21 protein-coding genes, 1 tRNA gene and 1 pseudogene are annotated in these 22,166 nt (G+C 65.3%); 9 read left to right on the top strand and 14 right to left on the bottom strand.

Annotated features, from left to right (window positions below; translation table 11 throughout):
* Positions 1-32 precede the first annotated feature (32 nt).
* Genes cyoD through cyoA form a run of 4 tightly spaced genes read right to left on the bottom strand, consistent with a single transcriptional unit; the run spans position 33 to position 3,790 of the window.
* On the bottom strand, positions 33-365 hold the full coding sequence (gene cyoD, locus DIE11_RS06675) for a cytochrome o ubiquinol oxidase subunit IV (RefSeq protein WP_006759069.1): 333 nt from the start codon (positions 363-365) through the stop codon (positions 33-35).
* Complete coding sequence (gene cyoC / locus DIE11_RS06670) at positions 366-974, bottom strand: cytochrome o ubiquinol oxidase subunit III (RefSeq protein ID WP_059599484.1); 609 nt, start codon at positions 972-974, stop codon at positions 366-368.
* Positions 974-2,980 (bottom strand): cytochrome o ubiquinol oxidase subunit I, encoded by a 2,007-nt coding sequence (gene cyoB, locus DIE11_RS06665; RefSeq protein WP_124622385.1) that lies wholly within the window; start codon positions 2,978-2,980, stop codon positions 974-976. Before cyoB ends, cyoC begins: the two co-directional genes overlap by 1 nt.
* Positions 2,981-2,983: 3 nt before the next feature.
* Positions 2,984-3,790, bottom strand: a complete 807-nt coding sequence (gene cyoA / locus DIE11_RS06660; protein WP_260437095.1) for a ubiquinol oxidase subunit II — start codon at positions 3,788-3,790, stop codon at positions 2,984-2,986.
* Here cyoA and DIE11_RS36825 point away from each other — a divergent pair.
* On the top strand, positions 3,690-3,893 hold the full coding sequence (locus DIE11_RS36825; RefSeq protein ID WP_260437097.1) for a hypothetical protein: 204 nt from the start codon (positions 3,690-3,692) through the stop codon (positions 3,891-3,893). The genes cyoA and DIE11_RS36825 overlap by 101 nt on opposite strands.
* Before the next feature lie 229 nt (positions 3,894-4,122).
* Here DIE11_RS36825 and DIE11_RS06655 read toward each other — a convergent pair whose 3' ends face one another.
* Positions 4,123-5,649, bottom strand: a complete 1,527-nt coding sequence (locus DIE11_RS06655) for an NADH-quinone oxidoreductase subunit M (RefSeq protein WP_124622381.1) — start codon at positions 5,647-5,649, stop codon at positions 4,123-4,125.
* On the opposite strand from DIE11_RS06655, the gene DIE11_RS06650 reads away from it, so the two are divergent.
* Entirely contained in the window at positions 5,648-5,881 is a 234-nt protein-coding gene (locus DIE11_RS06650) for a hypothetical protein (RefSeq protein WP_124622379.1), read from the top strand. The genes DIE11_RS06655 and DIE11_RS06650 overlap by 2 nt on opposite strands.
* A 217-nt stretch (positions 5,882-6,098) precedes the next feature.
* Here the strand turns inward: DIE11_RS06650 and DIE11_RS06645 are convergent, their stop codons facing one another.
* The 3 genes from DIE11_RS06645 to DIE11_RS06635 all read right to left on the bottom strand — a co-directional run bounded on the left by DIE11_RS06645 (position 6,099) and on the right by DIE11_RS06635 (position 9,115).
* The gene (locus DIE11_RS06645; protein ID WP_124622377.1) at positions 6,099-7,472 is read right to left on the bottom strand and encodes a hypothetical protein; all 1,374 of its coding nucleotides are present in this window, start codon (positions 7,470-7,472) and stop codon (positions 6,099-6,101) included.
* Positions 7,473-7,657: 185 nt separating this feature from the next.
* Positions 7,658-7,751, bottom strand: a tRNA-Ser gene (locus DIE11_RS06640).
* Positions 7,752-7,861: 110 nt separating this feature from the next.
* Positions 7,862-9,115, bottom strand: a complete 1,254-nt coding sequence (locus DIE11_RS06635) for an aspartate kinase (protein ID WP_040144529.1) — start codon at positions 9,113-9,115, stop codon at positions 7,862-7,864.
* Between DIE11_RS06635 and DIE11_RS37515 the strand changes: the two are divergent.
* Positions 9,098-9,335, top strand: a pseudogene (locus tag DIE11_RS37515) (hypothetical protein); the annotation flags it as partial. The gene DIE11_RS06635 and the pseudogene DIE11_RS37515 sit on opposite strands and share 18 nt — an antisense overlap.
* Before the next feature lie 122 nt (positions 9,336-9,457).
* On the opposite strand, the gene tilS reads toward DIE11_RS37515, so the two are convergent.
* From tilS to cysS, 4 genes are all read right to left on the bottom strand, one after another.
* Positions 9,458-10,864 (bottom strand): tRNA lysidine(34) synthetase TilS, encoded by a 1,407-nt coding sequence (tilS, locus tag DIE11_RS06630; protein WP_124622375.1) that lies wholly within the window; start codon positions 10,862-10,864, stop codon positions 9,458-9,460.
* 43 nt (positions 10,865-10,907) lie between these two features.
* Positions 10,908-11,879, bottom strand: coding sequence for an acetyl-CoA carboxylase carboxyltransferase subunit alpha (locus DIE11_RS06625; RefSeq protein WP_059607910.1), 972 nt, complete (start codon positions 11,877-11,879; stop codon positions 10,908-10,910).
* A gap of 99 nt (positions 11,880-11,978) precedes the next feature.
* A complete protein-coding gene (locus DIE11_RS06620) occupies positions 11,979-12,848 on the bottom strand; it encodes a DNA-3-methyladenine glycosylase (RefSeq protein ID WP_124622374.1) in 870 nt (289 codons plus the stop codon).
* Positions 12,849-12,891: 43 nt separating this feature from the next.
* Positions 12,892-14,289: a cysteine--tRNA ligase gene (cysS, locus tag DIE11_RS06615; RefSeq protein WP_124622372.1), complete on the bottom strand. Its 1,398-nt coding sequence runs from the start codon at positions 14,287-14,289 to the stop codon at positions 12,892-12,894.
* A 234-nt stretch (positions 14,290-14,523) separates the two neighbouring features.
* On the opposite strand from cysS, the gene DIE11_RS06605 reads away from it, so the two are divergent.
* From DIE11_RS06605 to DIE11_RS06590, 4 genes are all read left to right on the top strand, one after another.
* Entirely contained in the window at positions 14,524-15,246 is a 723-nt protein-coding gene (locus DIE11_RS06605) for a tetratricopeptide repeat protein (RefSeq protein ID WP_170296462.1), read from the top strand.
* A gap of 39 nt (positions 15,247-15,285) precedes the next feature.
* Positions 15,286-15,861, top strand: coding sequence for a peptidylprolyl isomerase (locus tag DIE11_RS06600; RefSeq protein ID WP_012364186.1), 576 nt, complete (start codon positions 15,286-15,288; stop codon positions 15,859-15,861).
* Positions 15,862-15,950: 89 nt separating this feature from the next.
* Complete coding sequence (locus DIE11_RS06595; RefSeq protein WP_006483987.1) at positions 15,951-16,442, top strand: peptidylprolyl isomerase; 492 nt, start codon at positions 15,951-15,953, stop codon at positions 16,440-16,442.
* A gap of 27 nt (positions 16,443-16,469) precedes the next feature.
* Positions 16,470-17,270, top strand: coding sequence for a UDP-2,3-diacylglucosamine diphosphatase (locus DIE11_RS06590; protein ID WP_059607914.1), 801 nt, complete (start codon positions 16,470-16,472; stop codon positions 17,268-17,270).
* Between the two features lie 39 nt (positions 17,271-17,309).
* Here the strand turns inward: DIE11_RS06590 and cysE are convergent, their stop codons facing one another.
* Together cysE and DIE11_RS06580 are read right to left on the bottom strand one after the other, a co-directional pair.
* The gene (gene cysE, locus DIE11_RS06585; protein WP_124622370.1) at positions 17,310-18,083 is read right to left on the bottom strand and encodes a serine O-acetyltransferase; all 774 of its coding nucleotides are present in this window, start codon (positions 18,081-18,083) and stop codon (positions 17,310-17,312) included.
* A 311-nt stretch (positions 18,084-18,394) separates the two neighbouring features.
* Positions 18,395-19,219 (bottom strand): RNA methyltransferase, encoded by an 825-nt coding sequence (locus DIE11_RS06580; protein WP_124622368.1) that lies wholly within the window; start codon positions 19,217-19,219, stop codon positions 18,395-18,397.
* A gap of 279 nt (positions 19,220-19,498) precedes the next feature.
* On the opposite strand from DIE11_RS06580, the gene DIE11_RS06575 reads away from it, so the two are divergent.
* Both DIE11_RS06575 and DIE11_RS06570 read left to right on the top strand, forming a co-directional pair.
* The gene (locus DIE11_RS06575) at positions 19,499-20,302 is read left to right on the top strand and encodes an inositol monophosphatase family protein (RefSeq protein WP_059607917.1); all 804 of its coding nucleotides are present in this window, start codon (positions 19,499-19,501) and stop codon (positions 20,300-20,302) included.
* 110 nt (positions 20,303-20,412) lie between these two features.
* Positions 20,413-22,035, top strand: coding sequence for an NAD(P)/FAD-dependent oxidoreductase (locus DIE11_RS06570; protein WP_124622366.1), 1,623 nt, complete (start codon positions 20,413-20,415; stop codon positions 22,033-22,035).
* Positions 22,036-22,166 lie beyond the last annotated feature (131 nt).

Raw genomic sequence — 22,166 nt, 5'->3', positions numbered from 1 at the left:
CATGGAGATCGTCCGCTGCGCCGCGATGCCGTTCAGCGTGACATCATGTTCATGCTGACGTTGTGCATCACCCACAGCGTGCCGACGATCAGGATCGCCGCCGTCAGCACGGTGTAGCTGAACGCCATCACGTTCCAGCGCTGGCCGGACGAACCGTTCATGTGCAGGAAGTACACGAGGTGCACGACGATCTGCACGAACGCGAGCGCGGCCAGCGCGATCAGCGACGCGTGCGGCGACAGCACGCCGCCCATCACGAGGCCGAACGACGCGGCGGTGAGCAGAACCGACAGGATGAAGCCGGCGACATAGCCGCCGACACTGCCGTGCCCTTCTTCGAGTTGAGACGAATGCGAATGAGCCATTTAGATCACGCTCGCGAGATAGACAAAGGAAAACACGCAGATCCACACGATGTCGAGGAAGTGCCAGAAGAGGCTCAGGCACGTCAGGCGCCGCAGGTCGCGATCGGTCAGGTCGCCGCCGCGCAATACGATCTGCCCGGCGAGCACGATCATCCACAGCAGGCCGGCCGTCACGTGCAGCCCGTGCGTGCCGACCAGCGTGAAGAACGCCGACAGGAACGCGCTGCGCTGCGGGCCCGCGCCGTCCGCGATCAGGTGCGAGAACTCACGTAGTTCCATCGCGAGGAACGCCGCGCCGAGCACGAACGTTACCGCGAGCCACGCGAGCAGCGCGCCGCGCCGCTGCTTGTACGCGGCCAGCATCGCGAAACCGTAGGTGATGCTCGACAGCAGCAGCGCGGCGGTTTCGACCGCGACGCCCGGAATGTCAAACAGGTCCTTCGCGGTCGGACCGCCCGCATACTGGTTGCCGAGCACCGCGAACGTCGCGAACAGCGCCGCGAAGATCACGCAGTCGGTCATCAGGTACAGCCAGAAGCCGAACACCGAGTGCGACGGCGGATGGTCGTCGTGCTCGAGCAGGGTTGCGCTCAAGGTTTTCTGCAACATCAGTTGGCCTCCAGTTCCACGTCGTCGACATGCGTGGCCACGCGTGCCGCAGGTTGCTTCTCTTCGATCCTGCGCACCTTCGATGCCGGGATGTAGTAGCCATCGTTGTCACGCGAGCTGTAGATCACCAGCGTCGCGACGATGCCGACCAGGCCGCCGATGGCCATCCACCAGATGTGCCACACGAGCGCGAAGCCCAGCACCAGGCTGAAAATCGCGACCACGAGGCCCGCACACGTATTCGACGGCATGTGGATGTCGCGGATCGTCGCCGGGTTCGGCCGGCCGTCGCCGCGTGCCTTCATGTCGGCATACGCGTCGAGCGTGCGCACTTGCGGGATCACCGCGAAGTTGTATTCGGCTGGCGGCGACGAGGTCGCCCATTCCAGCGTGCGGCCGCCCCACGGATCGCCCGTGGTGTCGCGGTAAGCCGGCAGGTTGCGGTTGCGGATGCTGACGACCAGTTGCAGCAGCTGGCATGCGATGCCGATCGCGATCAGCACGGCGCCGAACGCGGCGACCAGCAGCCACGGATGCCACGCCGGGTTGTCGTAGTGGTTCAGACGGCGCGTCATGCCCATGAAGCCGAGCACGTAGAGCGGCACGAACGCGACGTAGAAGCCGACCTGCCAGAACCAGAACGCGGCCTTGCCGAGCTTCTCGTTCAGCTTGAAGCCGAACGCCTTCGGGAACCAGTAGTTGAAGCCAGCGAGGTACCCGAACAGCACGCCGCCGATGATCACGTTGTGGAAGTGCGCAATCAGGAACAGGCTGTTGTGCAGCACGAAGTCCGCGCCCGGAATCGCCATCATCACGCCGGTCATGCCGCCGAGCGTGAACGTGACCATGAAGCCGATCGTCCACAGCACGGGCGTCGTGAATTCGATCCGGCCGCGGTACATCGTAAACAGCCAGTTGAACACCTTCACGCCGGTCGGGATCGCGATGATCATCGTCATGATGCCGAAGAACGCATTCACGTTCGCACCCGAGCCCATCGTGAAGAAGTGATGCAGCCACACGAGGAACGACAGCACCATGATCGCGCAGGTCGCGTACACCATCGTCTTGTAGCCGAACAGCGGCTTCTTCGAGAACGTCGCGATGACTTCCGAGAAGATGCCGAAAGCCGGCAGGATCAGGATGTACACCTCCGGATGGCCCCACGCCCAGATCAGGTTCAGGTACAGCATCGCGTTGCCGCCGGCTTCGTTCGTGAAGAAGTGCATGCCGAGGTAACGGTCGAGACCGAGCAACGCGAGCGTCGCGGTCAGGATCGGGAACGACGCCATGATCAGCACGTTCGTGCAGAGGACCGTCCACGTGAACACCGGCATCTTCATCAGCGTCATGCCGGGCGCGCGCATCTTGATGATCGTCACGAAGAAGTTCACGCCGGTCAGCAGCGTGCCGACACCCGAGATCTGCAGCGCCCACAGGTAGTAGTCGACCCCTACCCCCGGACTGAACTGCAGCTCCGACAGCGGCGGATACGCGAGCCAGCCCGTCTGCGCGAACTCGCCGATCACGAGCGACACGTTGATCAGGATCGCGCTGACCGCGGTCATCCAGAAGGACAGCGAGTTGATGAACGGAAACGCGACGTCGCGCGCGCCGATCTGCAGCGGCACGATCAGGTTCATCAGGCCGACCATGAACACCATCGCCATGAAGAAGATCATGATCACGCCGTGTGCCGTGAAGATCTGGTCATAGTGGTGCGGCGGCAGGTAGCCGGGCGCGTTGTAAGCGAGCGCGAGCTGCATGCGCATCATGATCGCGTCGGCGAAGCCGCGCAGCAGCATGATCAGCGCGACGATGATGTACATCACGCCGAGTTTCTTGTGGTCGACGGTCGTCAGCCACTCCGTCCACAGCCACTTCCAGCGGCCGGTGATCGTCAGCGCGGCGAGAATGCCCAGCACGGCCAGCCCCATGAAGGCGCCGGCCACCATGATGATGGGCTGATCGAACGGGATCGCCGATAGTGTGAGTTTGCCGAACATGCGTTACCCCTTCGTGCCGCAGGCGGCGTCCTTCAGGTCGAGGACGTGGCCATCGTTGTATTTCGCGATGATGTTGTGGAAGAGCCGCGGATCGACCGACGAGAAGTAGCGCACGGGCGCCTTCTCGCTTGGCTGCGCGACGGTGCCGTAAACGGTCGCGTCGAGCCGGTCGGGCGAAGCCTTCACCTTCTGCACCCAGGCGTCGAACTGCTCGCGCGGCTCGGCGAGCGTGCGGAACTTCATGTCGGAGAAACCGCGACCGCTGAAGTTGGCGGACGTGCCCGCGTAGTCGCCGGCTTCGTCGGCGATCAGATGCAGACGCGTCTGCATGCCGGCCATCGCGTACACCTGGCCACCGAGCTGCGGAATGAAGAACGAGTTCATCACCGAATCCGACGTGATGCGGAAGTTCACCGGAGTGCCGACCGGAATCGCGAGCTGGTTCACCGACGCGATGCCGAGTTCCGGATAGATGAACAGCCACTTCCAGTCGAGCGCGACGACCTCGACGTCGATCGGCTTCACCGACGACTCGAGCGGCTTGTACGGATCGAGTTCATGCGTGGTTTTCCACGTGAGCACGCCGAGAAACAGGATGATCAGCGTCGGCACCGTCCAGATCACGACCTCGATCGCGGTCGAGTGCGACCAGTTCGGCGCGTAGGCGGCGTTGCGGTTCGATGCGCGGTAACGCCACGCGAACCACAACGTGAGCAGGATCACCGGCACGACGACGATCAGCATCGCCCATGTCGACGTCGCGATCAGCGCCTTTTCCGAGGCGCCGACGCTTCCTTTCGGATTTAGTATATCTAAATTACAGCCTGACAGGCTCAGCGCCGCGCCGATCGATATCAGCGCCGTCCAGCCTCTTGAAGCTTTTCTTTTCATCACACAGCCCGAGGGTCATTGAATCCGTTGCGTATGCCCGATGCGCATTCGATCCACGAAAGTGGCCGAATCATACGTCGCGCGGGTGCGACGAAAAACCGGTGGATGCGACAAATCATCATTGCAAAATCTGCCGTGAGACAGATTGTCGCGGGGCAATTTCACGCAGCCGGAAGGCGAACGCGAGCCGGCCAGACGCCGCCCGCGCCAGCCCAAATGGATGTGCGCACAACGACCGCGCCGTCAGGCCATCAGCCGTGCGTCGCTGCCATGTACGCCTGCGCGGGCGCGCCACCGTCCCCGGCCGGCAGCTTCGAGTGGCTGGCGTCGTCGATCAGCCGCGCAACGGTCGGATCGATCGCGTCGGTGAACGGCTTCGGATCGACGCCGACCATCAGCACGATCAGCGCGAGCGACGCGAACATCACGATCTCGCGGCGGCTGAGGTCGGCGAGCTTCGCAATGCGCGCGCTCGCGATCTTGCCGAACACGACGCGCTTGACCATCCACAGCGTGTACGACGCGCTGAGGATCAGCGTGAGCGCCGCGATCGCGCCGATCCAGAAGTTGACGCGAATCGCGCCCATGATGACCATGAACTCGCCGACGAAGCCCGACGTGCCCGGCAGGCCGACGTTGGCCATCGCGAACAGCAGCGCGAACGTCGCGAAGCGCGGCATGACACCCGCCACGCCGCCATACGCGGCGATCTCGCGCTGGTTCGTGCGATCGACCAGCACGCTCACGCACAGCAGCATCGCGCCCGCGACGAAGCCGTACGACACGAGCTGCACGATCGCACCCTCGACGCCGATCTGGTTGAACAGAAACAGCCCGAGCGTGACGATCCCCATGTGCGCGACAGTCGAATATGCGAGAAGCTTGCCGAGATCAGTCTGCGCGAGCGCGATCAGGCTCGCGTAGACGATCGCGAACAGCGACAGCGCGATCACGGCCGGCGCGAAGAAGTGGCTCGCGTCCGGCGTGATCGGCAGCGCGAAGCGCAGGAAGCCGTAGCCGCCGAGCTTGAGCATCGCGAGCATCAGCGCCGCGCCCGTCGGGCCGTCCGTGTAGACGTCGCGCAGCCACGTATGCACCGGCCACATCGGCACCTTGACCGCGAACGCGGCGAAGAAACCGAGGAACACCAGCAACTGAGGTGCGAAGCCGAGCTGCAGCGTGCGCCATGCGTTCATGTCGAACGTATGCGACTTCGCGTACAGGTACAGCATCGCCATCAACAGCAACAGCGAACCCGCGAACGAGATGAAGAAGAACTTCACGGCCGCGTAGACGCGGTGCTCCCTGCCCCACGTACCGATCAGCAGGTACAGCGGAATCAGCGTCGCCTCGAAGAAGATGAAGAACAGCAGCCCGTCCTGCGCGACGAACACGCCGACCATCAGCCCCGACAGGATCAGGAACGACGCGTAGTACTGCGCGACGCGCACCGTCACCGACTCCCACGACGCGATCACGACGACGAGCGTCGTGAAGGCGGTCAGCACGACGAGCCACAGCGATGCGCCATCGATCCCGACGCGCCAGCCGGCGTTGAAGGCCGCCAGCCAGTTGCGGGTTTCGGCGAACTGCATCGCGGCCGACTGCGAATCGAAACCGGCGACAAGCGGCACGACGGCGGCCAGCCCCGCCAACGCGCCGACGAGCGCAATCAGTCGCGTGCGCTGCAGATGACGGTCGGAACCGGCACGCAGCAGGCACGCGCCGAACAGGATCGGAACCCAGATCGCCAGGCTCAGAAAGGGGAAATCAAGCATGTCAACAGGCCTTGAGAAGGTCGCGCACTGCATTGGGAACAGGCGCGACGAAGGGAACGAAATCAAATCGACAGATAGATTTCGTGGATCGCCATTGTTGGCAAAATGTAAAGCGGAATCAGCGCAAAGGTTGACGCCGCTCAAGCGCAATCGGGTTAACCAGCATAAGGCGATTGATTATTTTTTGCATCGCAGCAAAGCTTCGTTTCACGATGCCCAGATACGCCGCTGATTTTTATGAGTAATTTTTTGTAATGCGACGCAGCGTCGATCGTGTGAATCGGTGCGATGCCGCATTTTTGTCTGAAGACCGATTCTTCGGGGTGCAGGCGGTGAATGCGGGGAAGGATGAATGAGACCGATTCAATCCTTACATCGATACTTTCATTTTCACTTCAATGACGGCCGATCGGCGCGATCCGGAACACCGGAAGTCGCGGCGCATTCCGTTAGCGCTGATGGCTCAGCCTGTCCCACACGCGCATCGTCACCGCTCGATAGTGGTTGTGTTGCGCGGGGAAATGGACGAAACGGCTGTCGCGCGTCGCATAGACCGGCGACGACGCGAGCGACGTCGCATCGACGATGTAGCGCGCGTCGATCATGCCCGCCTCCAACAGTTCGACATAGATCGCCTGCTGATCGCCGCCGCTCGCATAGACCGACGACCGATCGCCGATATTCTCGATGCGCGCGCATATGCGCTCGACCAGTTCGCGCATCGGCGCGACGTTGCGCACGCCGATCATGCACGAGTTGATCGCCCAGGCCGTGTGATCGGTGCCGATCACGAAATCGCGGCCGTCGATCACGCTGTCGACCGTCTGCCGCTGGTCGATCGCGAGGATGTCGGCGTCGACCCAGAACACGAACGCGTGATCCGGCAGATGTTCGCGAATCAGGTGCAGCTTCGCCCAGTTCGCATCGACCCCGGCCGGCAGGAACGCGGGCGGTTCGCGATACGCGTGGTACGCATAGCCGTGTCGCGCGCAATAGCGAACGAAGTTCTCTTCGTGGAGATCGCCGTAACCGGCGATGTGCGACGTGTGCAGACTCACGAGCGCGATGTCTGCATGCGGGTTCAGGTGCCGGGCCGGCTCGCGCGTTCGTTGCTGCGCGGCGCGCCAGTCGTCCATCGCGCGCGGCTGCTCGCCCCGCTGAACGCGCGCCGCATCGTCGACGAGCGCGAGCACGTAGCGAAAGTCGTAGTCGGGCGTCGGCGCCCATACGCCATCGATCTGCTGCCATTCCGGCGCGTGGTGCGCCACGAGCGGATGCGCACCGACGACGCCGTCGATCGCCAGCCCGTCGCCCCACACTGTCTGGGCCGACGCGAAATAGCCGGTCGCGAGCGGCTGATCAAACGGCAGCGGCGGGAAGTGCTCGGCAAGCAGCGTTGCCTCGCACGCATGCTGCCGCTCGGGCAGGCGCATCGCCCACTTGCCGAGCTCGACCACCAGCTTGCGCAAGCGCTCGCGCACGTCGGGCACGTTGCGAAAGATCATGCCACTTGCGGCGGGCAACGGCGACTTCGACGTCTGCGTCGTGACGATCGCGTCATAACCGTTCGCGACATCCGGCAACGCATGCTGGCCGAACACTACCGAGAACGGATCGAGCACGAGCAGCAACGCACCCTGCTCCATCGCGACGAGCTGCGCGATGATCGCGTGGTACTTGTGGAGCACCTGCTGACGCTCGCCGTATACGTGCGTGCCGTCGACGATCGCGTGCCGGTAGCCGCAGCCCCGCGCGTAACGTCCGTGATTGTCGACAAGCCCGTCGACGGGTCGATGCGAAAGGATGGTCAGTACGGAATGCATGCGTGCCGGAACTCCGGATTGAGCCGCGCGAGGCGATACGCCTATTTAGCGCATGAGCGCCGCTCAAGTCGAGCTTTGATTGGCTATCCGGACGACAGCGTGGCGACGGGCGGCGAGCCCGTCAGCGGAGCGGAAAAGAAAAAGCCCCGCAAGTCCGAAAACTTGCGGGGCTTTGTCACCGCTTTTGGCGGAGACGGAGGGATTCGAACCCTCGATCCAGGTTTTGGCCCAGATGCTCCCTTAGCAGGGGAGTGCCTTCGACCTCTCGGCCACGTCTCCCAAACCTTCGCTCGCACCAGGGAGGCAGTGCGACGAGAAAAAGATCATATAGGGTTTGGAGCCGTTGGTCAATTTCTATGATGCATTTTCTTCAATGCATCACAAAAAATTCACGCGGCCTGATCAAGTTCGAATGCCTTGTGCAGCGCGCGAACAGCCAGCTCCATGTATTTCTCGTCGATCAGCACCGAAATCTTGATTTCGGACGTCGAGATCATCTGGATGTTGATGCCCTCTTCCGACAGCGTGCGGAACATCTTGCTCGCGACGCCCACGTGCGAACGCATGCCGACGCCGACGACCGACACTTTCGACACCTTCGGGTCGCCCTGCACGCGCTCGGCGCTCACATGGCCCTGCACCTGGTTGGTGAGGATGTCCATTGCCTTCTGGTAGTCGCCGCGGCCGACCGTGAACGTGAAGTCCGTCTTGCCTTCGACGCTCTGGTTCTGGATGATCATGTCGACGTCGACGTTCGCGTCGGCAACCGGGCCGAGGATCTGATACGCGATGCCCGGCTTGTCGGGCACGCCCATCACCGCAATGCGTGCTTCGTCGCGCTGGAACGCGATGCCGGAAATGACTGCCTTTTCCATGGTCTCGTCTTCTTCAAAAGTAATCAGGGTACCCGAGCGCATTTCTTCGTCGAGCGCAATCAGCGGATCGGTCAGGCTCGACAGCACGCGCGTCTTCACCTGGTATTTGCCGGCGAATTCGACCGAGCGGATCTGCAAGACCTTCGAGCCGAGGCTGGCCATTTCCAGCATTTCCTCGAACGTCACGCGATCAAGGCGTCGCGCCTCTTCGACCACGCGCGGGTCGGTCGTGTAGACGCCGTCGACGTCCGTATAGATCAGGCACTCTTCGGCATCCAGCGCGGCCGCGACCGCCACCGCCGACGTGTCCGAGCCGCCGCGGCCCAGCGTCGTGATATGGCCATCCGGATCGACGCCCTGGAAGCCCGTGATGATCACGACCTTGCCGGCGTTCAGATCGGCCTTCACGCGCTCGTCGTCGATCGAGTGGATACGCGCTTTCGTGAACGCGCTGTCGGTCTTGATCGGCACTTGCCAGCCGGCGTAGCTCACGGCCTCGACGCCGATTTCCTGCAGGGCGATCGACAGCAGGCCGACGCTGACCTGCTCGCCGGTCGACGCGATCATGTCGAGCTCACGCGGGCTCGGCTGGCTCGAAATCTCTTTCGCGAGCCCGAGCAGACGGTTGGTTTCGCCGGACATCGCGGACGGCACGACCACCATCTGGTGCCCGGCCTGATGCCATTTTGCGACGCGTTTCGCGACGTTCTTGATGCGCTCGACCGAGCCCATCGAAGTGCCGCCGTATTTGTGTACGATGAGTGCCATTGTCGTTCTGAACTGAAGGAGAAGCCGCACGGGCGCGCTGGGCAGGCCGCGTTGCCGTTCGGTCACGCGGCTTGTGGCTGTGGACGGACGACGAGGGGGACGGCTGGGACGCAACACGCAAGCGTGACGGATTTTGCCCGGAAGGCCGATCAGGCCGCGCAAACCGGGTACGTCACGCGGAAAACCTGCACAAATCGCTCAAAAATCGAGCCGAGCAAACGACCGAGCGTACCCGATAGAGGCCCGCTTGACAAGCCGCCCGCCGGTTTGGCAAGCGTTCCGGCGCTGTTTACCAAATGGTGAAAACCGGCGCTCGATCGCGCGGCCGGAAGCGTGCCGGCGCTACGCGATCAGCAGGTCGGGACGCCACTCGATCCGGCGCCACCCGCCGTCGCCGGACAGCCCGTCGCCATGATTCACGCCGAGCCGCGGCACGTAGACGAGCCGGTCGCCCGCGAACAGCAGCGGCACGTCACGCTGCCAGGCCGGCACACCGCGCTCCTGGAACAGGTTCTTCAGCGTGCGGCCCGGGCCGCCGGGCGACGTACGCAGCCGCTCGCCGCCCGCGCGGGCGCGCGCGGTGAGCACGGCGCTTCGCAGCAGCGCCTCAGGCACCGCGCCGTCGCTGCCGGCTTCGGCCGGCGCGAATACGAACGTGCCGCGCCATGCCGGTACGTGCCAGACTTCCTGGCCGTCCCACGCAAGCGAGGATTCGGGGTGCGGCGTTCCGGCACCGTCGTCGGCCGGCTCGGCGCTGTCGCCCGCCTCCCAGTACACGGTGTCGCGATAGAGTCGCAAACACTGCCCCGCGTGATCGATCCGCAACGCATGCGAGTCGTGCGCGGCGCGCAGTTGCCGCATCATGTTCGCGAGCCGCCCTGCCGATGCGCCGGGCAAGCCGAGCCGGCGCATCCAGAAACGCAGCAGGTTCGCGCCGCGCGTGTCGTCAAACGCGACCAGCGCATCGCGCGACAGCGCGTGGCCCTCGTCGCGCGCGGCGCCGGCGAAATCCAGTTCGGCGAGATCGTCGAGCAGCCGTTGCGCAGCGGCCGCATGCTGGGCCGCGCGGCCCAGCGCATCGCGAAAACCCGGGAAATGCACGGCGAGCGACGGCAGCACGTCAAGGCGCAGCGCATTGCGCGCATAGCGCGTATCGCCGTTCGATTCGTCGTCGATCCACGTCAGCTCGCGCTGCGCCGCGTAGCGCTCCAGTTGCGCGCGCAACAATCGCAGCAGCGGTCGCACGCGCTCGACGCTCGTACCGTCAGGGCGATAACGCGGTGCCATCGCGGCCAGGCCCGCAATCCCCGCGCCGCGCAGCAACTGCAGCAGCACGGTCTCCGCCTGGTCGTCGGCATGCTGCGCGACCCAGAGCGCGGCCACGCCATGACGTTCGCACATCGCGTCGAGCGCCGCATAGCGGCGCTCACGCGCGGTCGCCTCGACACCGAGGCCGCTGTCGCGCGGCACGTCGACACGCTCCGATTCGAACGCGACGCCGAGTCGCTCGGCCGTCTCCTGCGCATGCGCGACCCATGCGTCGGCGTTCGCACTCAGGCCGTGATGCACGTGCAGCGCGACGCAGCGCGATGCGCCCGCCACGCGCACGGCCGCGTCGAGCAGCACGGTCGAGTCGAGGCCGCCGCTGTACGCGATCGCGATGCGCGCATTGGCCGGCAGATCGGCAAGCGCAACGCCGACTGCGTCGAGAACGACGCGGTCGGCGGAGAATTCGGTCGAGGGGATCACGAGACGGACGCGCGCCGGACGGCGCGCGATGCGAACACGCCGGTCATGCGCCGGGCGTGGTTTCCTTGAACTTGCCGTAGGCCATCAGGCGCTCGAAGCGGCGCTCGCGCAGCGCATCGATGCTCATGCCCTGGAACTGGCGCAGCGAATCGGCGAGCGCACGGCGCAGCAGCGCGGCCATGCCCTTCGGATCGCGATGCGCGCCGCCGAGCGGCTCGTTGATGATCTTGTCGATCAGGCCGAGCGCCTTCAGGCGATGCGCGGTCAGGCCCAGCGCTTCCGCAGCCTCGGGTGCCTTCGCGGCGCTCTTCCACAGGATCGATGCGCAGCCTTCCGGCGAGATCACCGAGTAGGTCGAGAACTGCAGCATCATCACGGTGTCGGCCACGGCGATCGCGAGCGCGCCGCCCGAACCGCCCTCGCCGATCACGGTCGTGATGATCGGCGTCTTCAGTTCGGCCATCACGTACAGGTTGCGACCGATCGCCTCCGACTGGCCGCGCTCTTCCGCGCCGATGCCCGGATACGCGCCCGGCGTGTCGACGAACGTGAAGATCGGCAGCCCGAACTTCTCGGCAAGACGCATCAGGCGTTCGGCCTTGCGATAGCCTTCCGGACGGGGCATCCCGAAGTTGCGCGCGGCGCGTTCCTTCGTGTCGCGGCCCTTCTGATGGCCGATCACCATGCACGGATGGCCGCCGAAGCGCGCGAGACCGCCGACGATCGAAATATCGTCTGCGAATGCGCGGTCGCCATGCAGTTCGTGAAAATCGGTAAACAGTTCCGCAACGTAATCGAGCGTGTACGGACGCTGCGGATGCCGCGCGATCTGCGAGACCTGCCACGGGGACAGATTCGCGTAGAGGTCCTTCGTCAGTTGCTGGCTCTTCTTCGACAGCCGCTCGATTTCTTCCGAAATATCGACAGCCGAGTCGTCCTGCACGAATCGCAGCTCTTCGATCTTGGCCTCGAGTTCGGCGATCGGCTGTTCGAAATCCAGAAACGTGGTCTTCATGTGTTCGAATCCTTGGGTCTTGCAGCAGCGCGTATTCTACCCGCGCGGGCGACGTGCAAGACCGGTTCTCAACTATTGATGTTTAAAACCCGATAGCCGTCAATCGGCGCCGGCGTCCGGCGTGTCGAGACTGCGCCACATGTACCAGGTCGCGACGGTACGCCACGGCTCCCAGTTGGCGGCCACTTCACGCGCCTCGCTGCGCGTGACGGGCTCCCCGCTGAAATAATTGACGCTGATCGCGCGGATCAGGCCCGGATCGTCGAGCGGCAGCACGTCCGGCCGCGACAGGTTGAAGATCAGGAACATCTCGGCCGTCCAGCGACTGATGCCGCGGATCTGCGTGAGTTCGGCGATCACGTCCTCGTCGTCCATCGACGTCCATTTGTCGACGTGCAGCGCACCGGACACGAAGTGTTGCGCGAGATCGAGAATATATTCCGTCTTGCGCTTCGACAATCCGCACGCGATCAGCTTGTCCGCGCCGAGCCGGATGACCGGCTGCGGTGCGAGTTTCGGACACGCATCCTCGATGCGCGCCCACAGCGCCTGTGCGGACGGCACCGAGATCTGTTGGCCGACGACCGAACGCGCGAGCGTGACGAACGGGTCGCCGCGCTTCACGAGGTGTGCGGGGCCGAACTTCGGGATCAGCTTCTTCAGGATGCGGTCGCGCTTGACGAGATCGGCGCACGCCTTGTCCCAGTATGCGGGACGCACGGCACCGTCGGCGCCGTCGACTGCCGCATCGGCTGCACGCACCTTGCGGGCCCCGTCGGCGGCCGCCATCGCGACCTCCGGCTGCGCCGCATCCGCGCCCTTCCCGCGCGCTGGCCTCGCATGACCGTTGAGCGCGCCGTTCGGCACGGCGCGCGTCGCGTCCGCCTTCGCCGCTGGCGCGCGCTTGGCCGCCGGACGCGCGGCGAGCGGAGTCGCGCGCCTGACCGGCGCTTTTCTGGCCGTTGCCATCTTGCCTCCTACCTGACGGATCGGTCAGTGGAACGCACCGCGCTCATACGCGACGCCATTCGGTCGATCCGCCCGGTTTGTCTTCAAGTGCGATGCCGGCGTCGAGCAGTTCCGCCCGAATCCGGTCCGCTTCGGCATAGTCCTTCGCTTGCTTCGCCGCGACACGCGCGGCGATCTTCGCTTCGATTTCGTCGGCTGCGACCCCGCCTGCCTGTGCGGCACCAGTGCCCTGCTGCAGGAACGCGCGCGGTTCGCGGCCAAGCAGGCCCAGCAGGCCCGCCAGCTGTTTCAGTTGCCGCGCGAGCGAGGCATCGCGCGTGCGGTTGACTTCGCCCGCCAGCTCGAACAGCGTCGCCACCGCGACCGGCGTGTTGATGTCGTCGTTCATCGCGGCCGCGAAACGCTGCGCATGCGGCTCGTTCCAGTCGAGCGCGAGCGCGTCCGGCTCGACATCCTTCAGCGCCGTATACAGGCGCGTGAGCGACGCACGCGCATCGTCGAGATGCACATCGCTGTAGTTGAGCGGCGACCGGTAGTGCGTGCGCACGATGAAGAAGCGCATGACCTCGGCGTCGTAGCGCTCGAGCACTTCGCGGATCGTGAAGAAGTTGCCGAGCGACTTCGACATCTTCTCGTTGTCGACCTGCACGAAGCCGTTGTGCATCCAGTAGTTGACAAACGTCTCGCCGGTCGCGCCTTCGCTCTGCGCGATCTCGTTCTCGTGGTGCGGGAATTGCAGATCCTGCCCGCCGCCGTGGATGTCGAAATGGTTGCCGAGCAGCGAGCAACCCATCGCCGAGCACTCGATGTGCCAGCCCGGGCGGCCCGTCCCGTACTTCGACGCCCACGACGCGCCCTCCGGCTCGTCGTCCTTCGCGCGCTTCCACAGCACGAAATCGAGCGGATCCTGCTTCGCGTCGTTCGCGGCGACGCGTTCGCCCGCGCGGAGGTCGTCGAGCGACTTGCCCGACAGCTTCCCGTAGTTAGCGAACTTGCGCACCGAGTAATTGACGTCGCCGTCGGTCGCCTGGTACGCGTAGCCGTTCGCCTCGAGCGCCTCGATCATGCCGAGCATCTGCGGGATGAACTGCGTCGCGCGCGGCTCGACGTCGGGCCGCTGGATGCCGAGCGCAGCTTCATCCTCGTGCATCGCGTTGATGAACCGGTCGGTCAGCGACTTGATCGTCTCGCCGTTCTCGACCGCGCGGCGGATGATCTTGTCCTCGATGTCGGTGACGTTGCGCACGTACGTGACCCGATAGCCGATCGCACGCAGCCAGCGCTGGACGAGGTCGAACACGACCAGCATGCGCGCGTGGCCCACGTGACAATAGTCGTAGACGGTGATTCCGCATACGTACATCCGCACTTCGCCGGGCTGGCGCGGCACGAAAACTTGCTTGTCACGCGCGAGCGTGTTGTAGATGCGCAGTGATTCCATAGAGATGAACCGTGAGCCGAAGGAAACCGCCCTGGCGAAGCTCGCCCAGCATGCGAAACGGACGGACCATCTGCCGCGGCACCAGGCCGCGCGTCCTCGATATCACATGGGGCGGTCAGGCTGCAAGCACAGCGGTGACGGCCACGAGAGGCTAAGAAAGACTGTCTGCCGCTCGCCGGAACGCGCAGACGTTTTGTTAGAATGGCTCGGAGTATAACATTCCGATTTACGCCTATGAAACCTCATCGCGGCCGCGCGCCGAGCGCTGCGACCCTCGTCGCGACCACCGTCATGAGCGTCGCGCTGACGCTTTTCGCGGCTCCCGCGGCGCATGCGCAGAAGGCCCCTGCGGTCGCCGACGGCACCCCCGAAATCGACGCGTCGATCGCCGGCAAGCAGTGGAAACAGGCGCTCGCGCAGCTCGACGCGCGCATCGCGTCGAACCCGCACGACGTGCAGGCGCAGTTCAAGCGCGGCACCGTGCTCGCCCGCCTGAACCGCGACGACGACGCGATCCAGCAGTTCGTCGCGATCACGCAGGCCTACCCCGAACTGCCCGAACCGTACAACAACCTCGCCGCGCTCTACGCGAAGCACGGCCGCTACGACGAAGCGCGCAGCGCACTCGTCACCGCGACGCAATCGAACCCGAGCTACTCGCTCGCGTACGAGAACCTCGGCGACCTTTATCTGCGCCTCGCGGCCGAATCGTACAAGCGCGCGCAATCGCTCGGCCGCACGAGCGGCGCGACTGCGCAACGCCTCGCCGACCTGCAGAAGATCGTGTCGCCGCCGAAGGCGGCAGCGAACGCGCGCGCCGTCACGCCCGCCACGCGCGCGTACACCGATCGCGCCGCCGCGAACGTGAGCACCACTACGCTGCCGATGTCGCCGACGTTCCAGTTCAATGGTCCGTCCGGTGCGCTGACAGCGCCGTACGTCGCGCCGTCGCAGTAAGCGGCGCAACCTTCCTTCCCTCCCAATCTGAGGATCGCAATGAAACGTCTGTTGCTGGCGCTTGGCGGCGCCGCCCTTCTCGCGACCGCGCCCGCGTTCGCGCAATCGGCCACCGCGCACCCCGTCGTGCAGCTGAAGACCTCGCAGGGCGACATCCGCGTCGAGCTCTATCCGGAGAAGGCGCCGAAGACGGTCGCCAACTTCCTCGATTACGTGAAGGCCGGCCAGTACAACGGCACGATCTTCCATCGCGTGATCAAGGGCTTCATGATCCAGGGCGGCGGCTACAAGACCAACTTCGAGGAGAAGCCGACCCGCGCGCCGATCCCGCTGGAAAGCCGCAATGGTCTGAAGAACCTGACGGGCACGATCGCGATGGCGCGTACCAGCGATCCGAATTCGGCCACCGCGCAGTTCTTCATCAACACGGTCGACAACAGCGGCCTCGACTACCCGAACCCGGACGGCAACGGCTATGCGGTGTTCGGCAAGGTCGTGTCGGGCCTCGACGTCGTGAAGAAGATCGAAGGCGTGGCGACGACCTCGCGCGGCCCGATGCAGGACGTGCCGGCCCAGCCGGTCCTGATCGAGTCGGCCAGCATCGTCTCGAAATAAGCACCTGCCGGCACGTCCGGCGCCACACGCGGCCGCGTCGCACGACCGGCCGCGTGCCATTTAAACCGCCTTACCGAAGGGAATTCATCATGGTTGAACTGCACACGAACCACGGCGTGATCAAGCTCGAGCTGGACGCCGCCAAGGCACCGAAGACGGTCGAGAACTTCCTCAACTACGTGAAGAAGGGTCACTATGACGGCACGGTGTTCCACCGCGTGATCAACGGCTTCATGATTCAAGGCGGCGGCTTCGAGCCGGGCCTGAAGCAGAAGCCGACCGACGCGCCGATCGACAACGAAGCGAACAACGGCCTGAAGAACGACAACTACACGATCGCGATGGCGCGCACGAACGATCCGCACTCGGCGACCGCCCAGTTCTTCATCAACGTGAACGACAACGACTTCCTGAACCACTCGTCGCCGACGCCGCAGGGCTGGGGTTACGCGGTGTTCGGCAAGGTCGTCGAAGGCCAGGACGTGGTCGACAAGATCAAGGGCGTCAAGACGGGCAACGCGGGCTTCCACCAGGACGTCCCGACCGACGACGTCGTGATCGAAAAGGCCGTGGTGGTCTGACGCATAGTCCGTTACGGAGGCACTTCGATGTTGCAGGAGAGTCCGCCGCGAAGCGTCTCCGCGGGCGTGCCGGGCGAGCGCGAATACGCGCAAGCCGCACGCCCGTTCCTGTTTCTCTCCGATCTGCACTTGAGCGAGGCGATTCCGAAGACGGTCGCCGCGTTCGAGCATTTCGTGAAATACACGGCCGACAGCGCCGACTCGGTGTTCATCCTCGGCGACCTGTTCGAATACTGGATCGGCGACGACGTGCTCGACCACGATCCGTTCGCGGCGCGCATGGCCGCGCTAATGCATACGTTCTCGGAACGCGGGATCGCTCTATACGTGATGCACGGCAATCGCGATTTCCTGCTCGGCCGGCGCTTCATGAAGGCGGCCGGCGCGATGCTGCTGCCGGACCCGGCGCTGATCACGTCGTTCGGCCAGCGCATCGTGCTCGCGCACGGCGACGCGCAATGCACGGCCGATCGCGGCTACCAGATATTTCGGCGGTTTGCCCGCAATGGCATCGCGCAAGCACTGTTTCTCGCGTGGCCGTTCCGCTGGCGTTGCGCGCTCGCGCAACGGATGCGCTCGAACAGCGAAGCGGGACGGATGCGCCCCGCTTCGCCGCGCTACGACGTCACGCGTGAAGGCATCGCCGCGCTGTTCCGGAAGAGCCGCGCGAGCGTAATCATTCACGGCCACACGCATCGCCCCGCAAGTCACGCCGAACCGGGCGGGATTCGCTGGGTACTGCCGGACTGGGATCTCGACCACGGCAAGCCGCGCGGCGGCTATCTGCGCGTCGACGCCGAAGGCATCCACGCGATGCCGCTCGACTGACGGGATAGGCGCTGCCGGTGGCCGCCGGCGTGCACCGCGTTACGACTGGCGCTCGAGCCCCTTGCCTTCCAGCACCGCCGACAGCCTGCGCAGATCGAGACGCGCTGCGTCCGCGCCCTGCAGCGTTTCCAGATGCGCGCCGAGTTGATCGAGCGCCGCGACGATCTCGTCCACGCGCCGGCTTTCCTTCGCCGCGTGGTCGATCAGGCCGTGAATCGCGAGTGACATCGGGTCGTCCGCGTTCGGCGTGATCCCGTACGCGCAGAATGCGGCGCGCTCGGGCTGCGGCTTCGATTGCGCCGGCATCACGATGCGCGCCGGATTGCCGACCGCGGTGCCACCTGCCGGCACCGGCTTCACGACGACCGCGTTCGAACCGATCTTCGCACCCGCGCCGACCGTGAAACCGCCGAGCACCTTCGCGCCCGCGCCGACGATCACGCCGGCCTCGAGCGTCGGGTGGCGCTTCGCGCCGCGCGTGAGCGAGGTGCCGCCGAGCGTCACGCCCTGATAGATCGTGCAGTCGTCACCGACGATCGCGGTTTCGCCGATCACGACACCCATCCCGTGATCGATGAACACGCGCCGGCCGATCGTCGCGCCCGGGTGAATCTCGATACCCGTCAGGAAGCGCCCGGCCTGCGACGCGAAGCGTGCGAGCCAGTAGCGTTTCGCGCGCCAGCATGCATGCGCGAAGCGATGCAGCACGAGCGCGTGCAGCCCCGGGTAACAGGTCAGCACTTCCCAGGCACTGCGAGCGGCGGGATCCCGCTCGCGAATCGTCGCAACGTCTTCGCGCAGTCTAGTGAACATGATCTGGTCTGGGCTGGGAAAAGGCCGGCGTGCCCCGCCGGCAATGGCCGGCCGTTATCGCACCGGGTAATTTGCTTATGACGTCCGCCGATTGTAGGGCCACTCGCGCGCGGCCGCACGGCGTCGCGCGTTCACCCCGCCGGCGGCACGGGTATTCGTGCGGAACGCCCGTCGCAGCTTGTCGACGAGGCCATCCGGTGGATCGGCGCCAACCAGGTCACCGACATCGAGCGGCCGATGCAATGCGGCGTTCGCGGCGGGAACGCAGCCGCCCGGCGCGCGAGCGCCCGGCAGCCGGCGTGCCGGACTGCTTACGCGTCGCCGTCGGGCGTGCCGGATTTCAGCAGGATGTGCTTCGCGATGCCGCGCAGGATGTTGACTTCCTCGCGCTCGAGACCGGTGCGTGCGAACAGGCGCCGCAGCCGCGGCATCAGCTTCTTCGGATTGCGCGGATCGAGAAAATCGAGCGCGATCAGCGCGTTCTCGAGGTGCGCATACATCCGCTCGATCTCATCGCTCTGCGCGAGCGTGCCGGCTTCCGCCGGCGCCTGGTGCGACGGCTCGCCCCCCTGCTCCAGGAGCGCGACGCGCAGTTCATACGCGAGCACCTGCACGGCCTGCGCGAGGTTCAGCGAGCTGTAAGCCGGATTCGCCGGGATGTGCGCGAGCGCGCTGCACTGTTCGACGTGCTCGTTCGCGAGACCCGTGCGCTCGTTGCCGAACACGAACGCGACGTCTCCGGTGCCGACCTGCGTGCACGCCTGTTCGGCGGCCGCGCGCGGCGCAAGGCGCGGCGGCCCGTATTCGCGCGTGCGGGCAGTCAGCGCGATCGACCAGTGGACGCCGGACAGTGCGTCGCCGAGCGTGGGCACGACATGCGCGGACGCGAGGACGTCATCCGCGCCGCTCGCCATCGCAATCGCTTCGGGGTCGCTCTGCACATGCGGCACGCGCGGCGCAACCAGTACGAGCCTGGAGAAACCCATCGTCTTCAGCGCGCGGGCGGCCGCCCCGACATTGCCGGGATGGCTCGGCTCGACGAGCACGAAACGGGTGGACGTGAAGCCGCCGGACGGCGGCAGGGGCGAGGCCGTGCCCGATTCGGACGGCGCGGCGGGGTTCTGCGGGGTTTCCACTACATACGACTCGGTTCATCAGAATGGCAGTATGGTATCGCCATCGCCCCGGCAAACCCACTCGTCCGGACGGCCAGTGGGGTTTCCCCGCATTCCGACCACCTGAAACTCTCGAAAATCGGGTAAAATCATGCGTTTACGTGTCGCATCCCGTGCGACGCGGGTCGTACCCTGCTCTTTGTCAATTCGCGTCTCATCTCGCCCGGCCCGTTTGCGCCGTTCCGGGCGGTGTGTTCCACTTCGTGGCGGCCCGTGCCGCCGGCTACAGGATCCAGGCTCATGCATCCCATGCTCAACATCGCTGTCAAGGCTGCGCGCCGCGCCGGACAGATCATCAACCGTGCCTCCCTCGACCTCGACCTGATCGAGATCCGCAAGAAGCAACAGAATGACTTCGTCACCGAAGTGGACAAGGCCGCCGAAGAGGCGATCATCGAGACGCTGAAGACCGCCTACCCCGACCACGCGATCCTCGCGGAGGAATCGGGCGAATCCGAGAACGAATCCGAATTCAAGTGGATCATCGATCCGCTCGACGGCACGACCAACTTCATCCACGGCTTCCCGTACTACTGCGTGTCGATCGCGCTCGAGCACAAGGGCGTCGTCACGCAGGCCGTCATCTACGATCCGAACAAGAACGACCTGTTCACGGCCACCCGCGGCCGCGGCGCGTACCTGAACGACCGCCGCATCCGCGTCGGCCGTCGCGACCGCCTGGCGGACGCGCTGGTGGGGACCGGCTTCCCGTTCCGCGAAAAGGACGGCCTCGACGCATATGCGCGCCTGTTCACCGAAATGACACAGGCGTGCACGGGGCTGCGCCGTCCGGGCGCGGCCGCGCTCGACCTCGCGAACGTCGCGGCCGGCCGTCTCGATGCGTTCTTCGAGCAGGGCATCAACGTGTGGGACATGGCGGCGGGCAGCCTGCTGATCACCGAAGCCGGCGGCCTCGTCGGCAACTACACGGGCGACGCCGACTTCCTGCATCGTCATGAGATCGTCGCGGCGAACCCGAAGATCTACGCGCAGATGATCCCGATCCTGAACCGCTACAGCCGCGTGCATCCGGCAGCGGAGTAAATCCGGGCCGCGCCCGCGCGGCGCGTCTGACGCAGCACCGCTGCCGCCGGCACGCCGCCCCGCCCGTCTCAACACCGCCACGACTTCGTGGCGACCGTATCCGAATACTCATGTTACGGCTAAGCGAACTTAAACTCCCGCTCGACCACCCCGAGAGCGCCCTCGAGGCCGCGATCCGTGCGCGCCTCGCGGAGCTTGGCGTGCCGGCAGACGGGCTCCTCCGTTACACGGTGTTCCGCCGTGCGCACGATGCGCGCAAGCGCGCCGACATCAAGCTCACGTATATCGTCGACGTCGAAGTCAAGGACGAAGCGGCCGTGCTTCCGCGACTCGCCGGCACGCCGCATTGCGGCGTGACGCCCGACATGGCGTACCACTTCGTCACGAAGGCGCCCGAGCACGCCAACTTCCTGCGCCCGGTCGTCATCGGCATGGGGCCGTGCGGCCTGTTTGCCGGCCTGATCCTCGCGCAGATGGGTTTCCGCCCCATCATCCTCGAGCGCGGCAAGGCCGTGCGCGAGCGCACCAAGGACACCTTCGGCCTGTGGCGCAAGAGCATCCTCAATCCCGAGTCCAACGTGCAGTTTGGCGAAGGCGGGGCCGGGACGTTTTCCGACGGCAAGCTTTACAGCCAGATCAAGGATCCCCACCACTACGGCCGCAAGGTGCTCGACGAATTCGTCAAGGCCGGCGCGCCGGAAGACATCCTGTACCTGAGCCGGCCGCACATCGGCACGTTCCGCCTCGTCAGCATGGTGGAAAAGATGCGCGCGACCATCCACGAACTGGGTGGTGAAGTGCGCTTCGAAACCCGGGTCGAGGACATCGAAATCGACCAGGGCAAGGTGCGCTCGCTGACGCTGTCGAACGGCGAAACGCTCCGGTGCGATCACGTGGTGCTGGCCGTGGGCCACAGCGCGCGAGACACGTTCCAGATGCTGCACGAGCGCGGCGTGTACGTCGAAGCGAAGCCGTTCTCGCTGGGTTTCCGGATCGAACATCCGCAGGGGCTGATCGATCGCAGCCGCTTCGGCAAGTTCGCGGGTCACAAGCAACTCGGCGCGGCCGACTACAAGGTCGTCCATCACTGCAGCAACGGACGCGCGGTCTACAGCTTCTGCATGTGCCCCGGCGGCACGGTGGTCGCGGCGACCTCCGAGCCGGGCCGCGTGGTCACTAACGGCATGAGCCAGTATTCCCGCGCCGAGCGCAACGCGAATGCGGGCATCGTCGTCGGCATCACGCCGGAAGACTATCCGGGCGGACCGCTTGCGGGCATCGCGTTCCAGCGCAAATGGGAAGAACGCGCGTTCGAGCTCGGTGGCGGCGATTACAGCGCCCCGGGCCAGTTGGTCGGCGATTTCATCGCGGGCCGGCCGTCGACGTCGCTCGGCTCCGTGGTGCCGTCGTACAAACCGGGCGTGCGCCCGACCGATCTCAGCACCGCGCTGCCCGACTACGTGATCGAGGCCATTCGTGAAGCGCTGCCGCAAATCGACAAGAAGATCGCCGGCTTCGCGATGCACGACGCGGTGCTCACCGGCGTCGAGACGCGCACGTCGTCCCCGATCCGGATCCGGCGCAAGGACGATTACCAGAGCGTGAACGTCGAAGGGCTGTATCCGGCCGGCGAAGGCGCCGGGTATGCAGGCGGCATCTATTCGGCGGCGATCGACGGTATCGAAGTCGCGCAGGCGGTGGCGCTCGATCTGATGTCGTCGCACACGTCCTGATATTGCAGGCCGGACTCGGCGCACGTATGCCCATGCGCCGAGTCAAGCCTGCATTTTCAATGCTTGCCCGGGGCGAGCTCCAATCGCCGCATCGGACCGACAGTCTCCGACCGTGATCTCCGGCCTTTGCG

This window comes from Burkholderia sp. Bp9012 (assembly GCF_003853825.1).
GTDB classification, from domain to species: Bacteria; Pseudomonadota; Gammaproteobacteria; order Burkholderiales; family Burkholderiaceae; genus Burkholderia; species Burkholderia diffusa.
This window is presented reverse-complemented; position numbering and strand designations above follow the sequence as displayed.

What these genes read in the sequence shown, in the direction of transcription:
- cyoD (WP_006759069.1), bottom strand. Translation starts at nt 365, where the DNA reads ATGGCTCATTCGCATTCGTCTCAACTCGAAGAAGGGCACGGCAGTGTC.
- cyoC (WP_059599484.1), bottom strand. Translation starts at nt 974, where the DNA reads ATGTTGCAGAAAACCTTGAGCGCAACCCTGCTCGAGCACGACGACCAT.
- cyoB (WP_124622385.1), bottom strand. Translation starts at nt 2,980, where the DNA reads ATGTTCGGCAAACTCACACTATCGGCGATCCCGTTCGATCAGCCCATC.
- DIE11_RS06650 (WP_124622379.1), top strand. Translation starts at nt 5,648, where the DNA reads ATGTCAACAGGCCTTGAGAAGGTCGCGCACTGCATTGGGAACAGGCGC.
- DIE11_RS06655 (WP_124622381.1), bottom strand. Translation starts at nt 5,649, where the DNA reads ATGCTTGATTTCCCCTTTCTGAGCCTGGCGATCTGGGTTCCGATCCTG.
- DIE11_RS06645 (WP_124622377.1), bottom strand. Translation starts at nt 7,472, where the DNA reads ATGCATTCCGTACTGACCATCCTTTCGCATCGACCCGTCGACGGGCTT.
- DIE11_RS06635 (WP_040144529.1), bottom strand. Translation starts at nt 9,115, where the DNA reads ATGGCACTCATCGTACACAAATACGGCGGCACTTCGATGGGCTCGGTC.
- DIE11_RS06625 (WP_059607910.1), bottom strand. Translation starts at nt 11,879, where the DNA reads ATGAAGACCACGTTTCTGGATTTCGAACAGCCGATCGCCGAACTCGAG.
- DIE11_RS06620 (WP_124622374.1), bottom strand. Translation starts at nt 12,848, where the DNA reads ATGGCAACGGCCAGAAAAGCGCCGGTCAGGCGCGCGACTCCGCTCGCC.
- cysS (WP_124622372.1), bottom strand. Translation starts at nt 14,289, where the DNA reads ATGGAATCACTGCGCATCTACAACACGCTCGCGCGTGACAAGCAAGTT.
- DIE11_RS06605 (WP_170296462.1), top strand. Translation starts at nt 14,524, where the DNA reads ATGAAACCTCATCGCGGCCGCGCGCCGAGCGCTGCGACCCTCGTCGCG.
- DIE11_RS06600 (WP_012364186.1), top strand. Translation starts at nt 15,286, where the DNA reads ATGAAACGTCTGTTGCTGGCGCTTGGCGGCGCCGCCCTTCTCGCGACC.
- DIE11_RS06595 (WP_006483987.1), top strand. Translation starts at nt 15,951, where the DNA reads ATGGTTGAACTGCACACGAACCACGGCGTGATCAAGCTCGAGCTGGAC.
- DIE11_RS06590 (WP_059607914.1), top strand. Translation starts at nt 16,470, where the DNA reads ATGTTGCAGGAGAGTCCGCCGCGAAGCGTCTCCGCGGGCGTGCCGGGC.
- cysE (WP_124622370.1), bottom strand. Translation starts at nt 18,083, where the DNA reads ATGTTCACTAGACTGCGCGAAGACGTTGCGACGATTCGCGAGCGGGAT.
- DIE11_RS06575 (WP_059607917.1), top strand. Translation starts at nt 19,499, where the DNA reads ATGCATCCCATGCTCAACATCGCTGTCAAGGCTGCGCGCCGCGCCGGA.
- DIE11_RS06570 (WP_124622366.1), top strand. Translation starts at nt 20,413, where the DNA reads ATGTTACGGCTAAGCGAACTTAAACTCCCGCTCGACCACCCCGAGAGC.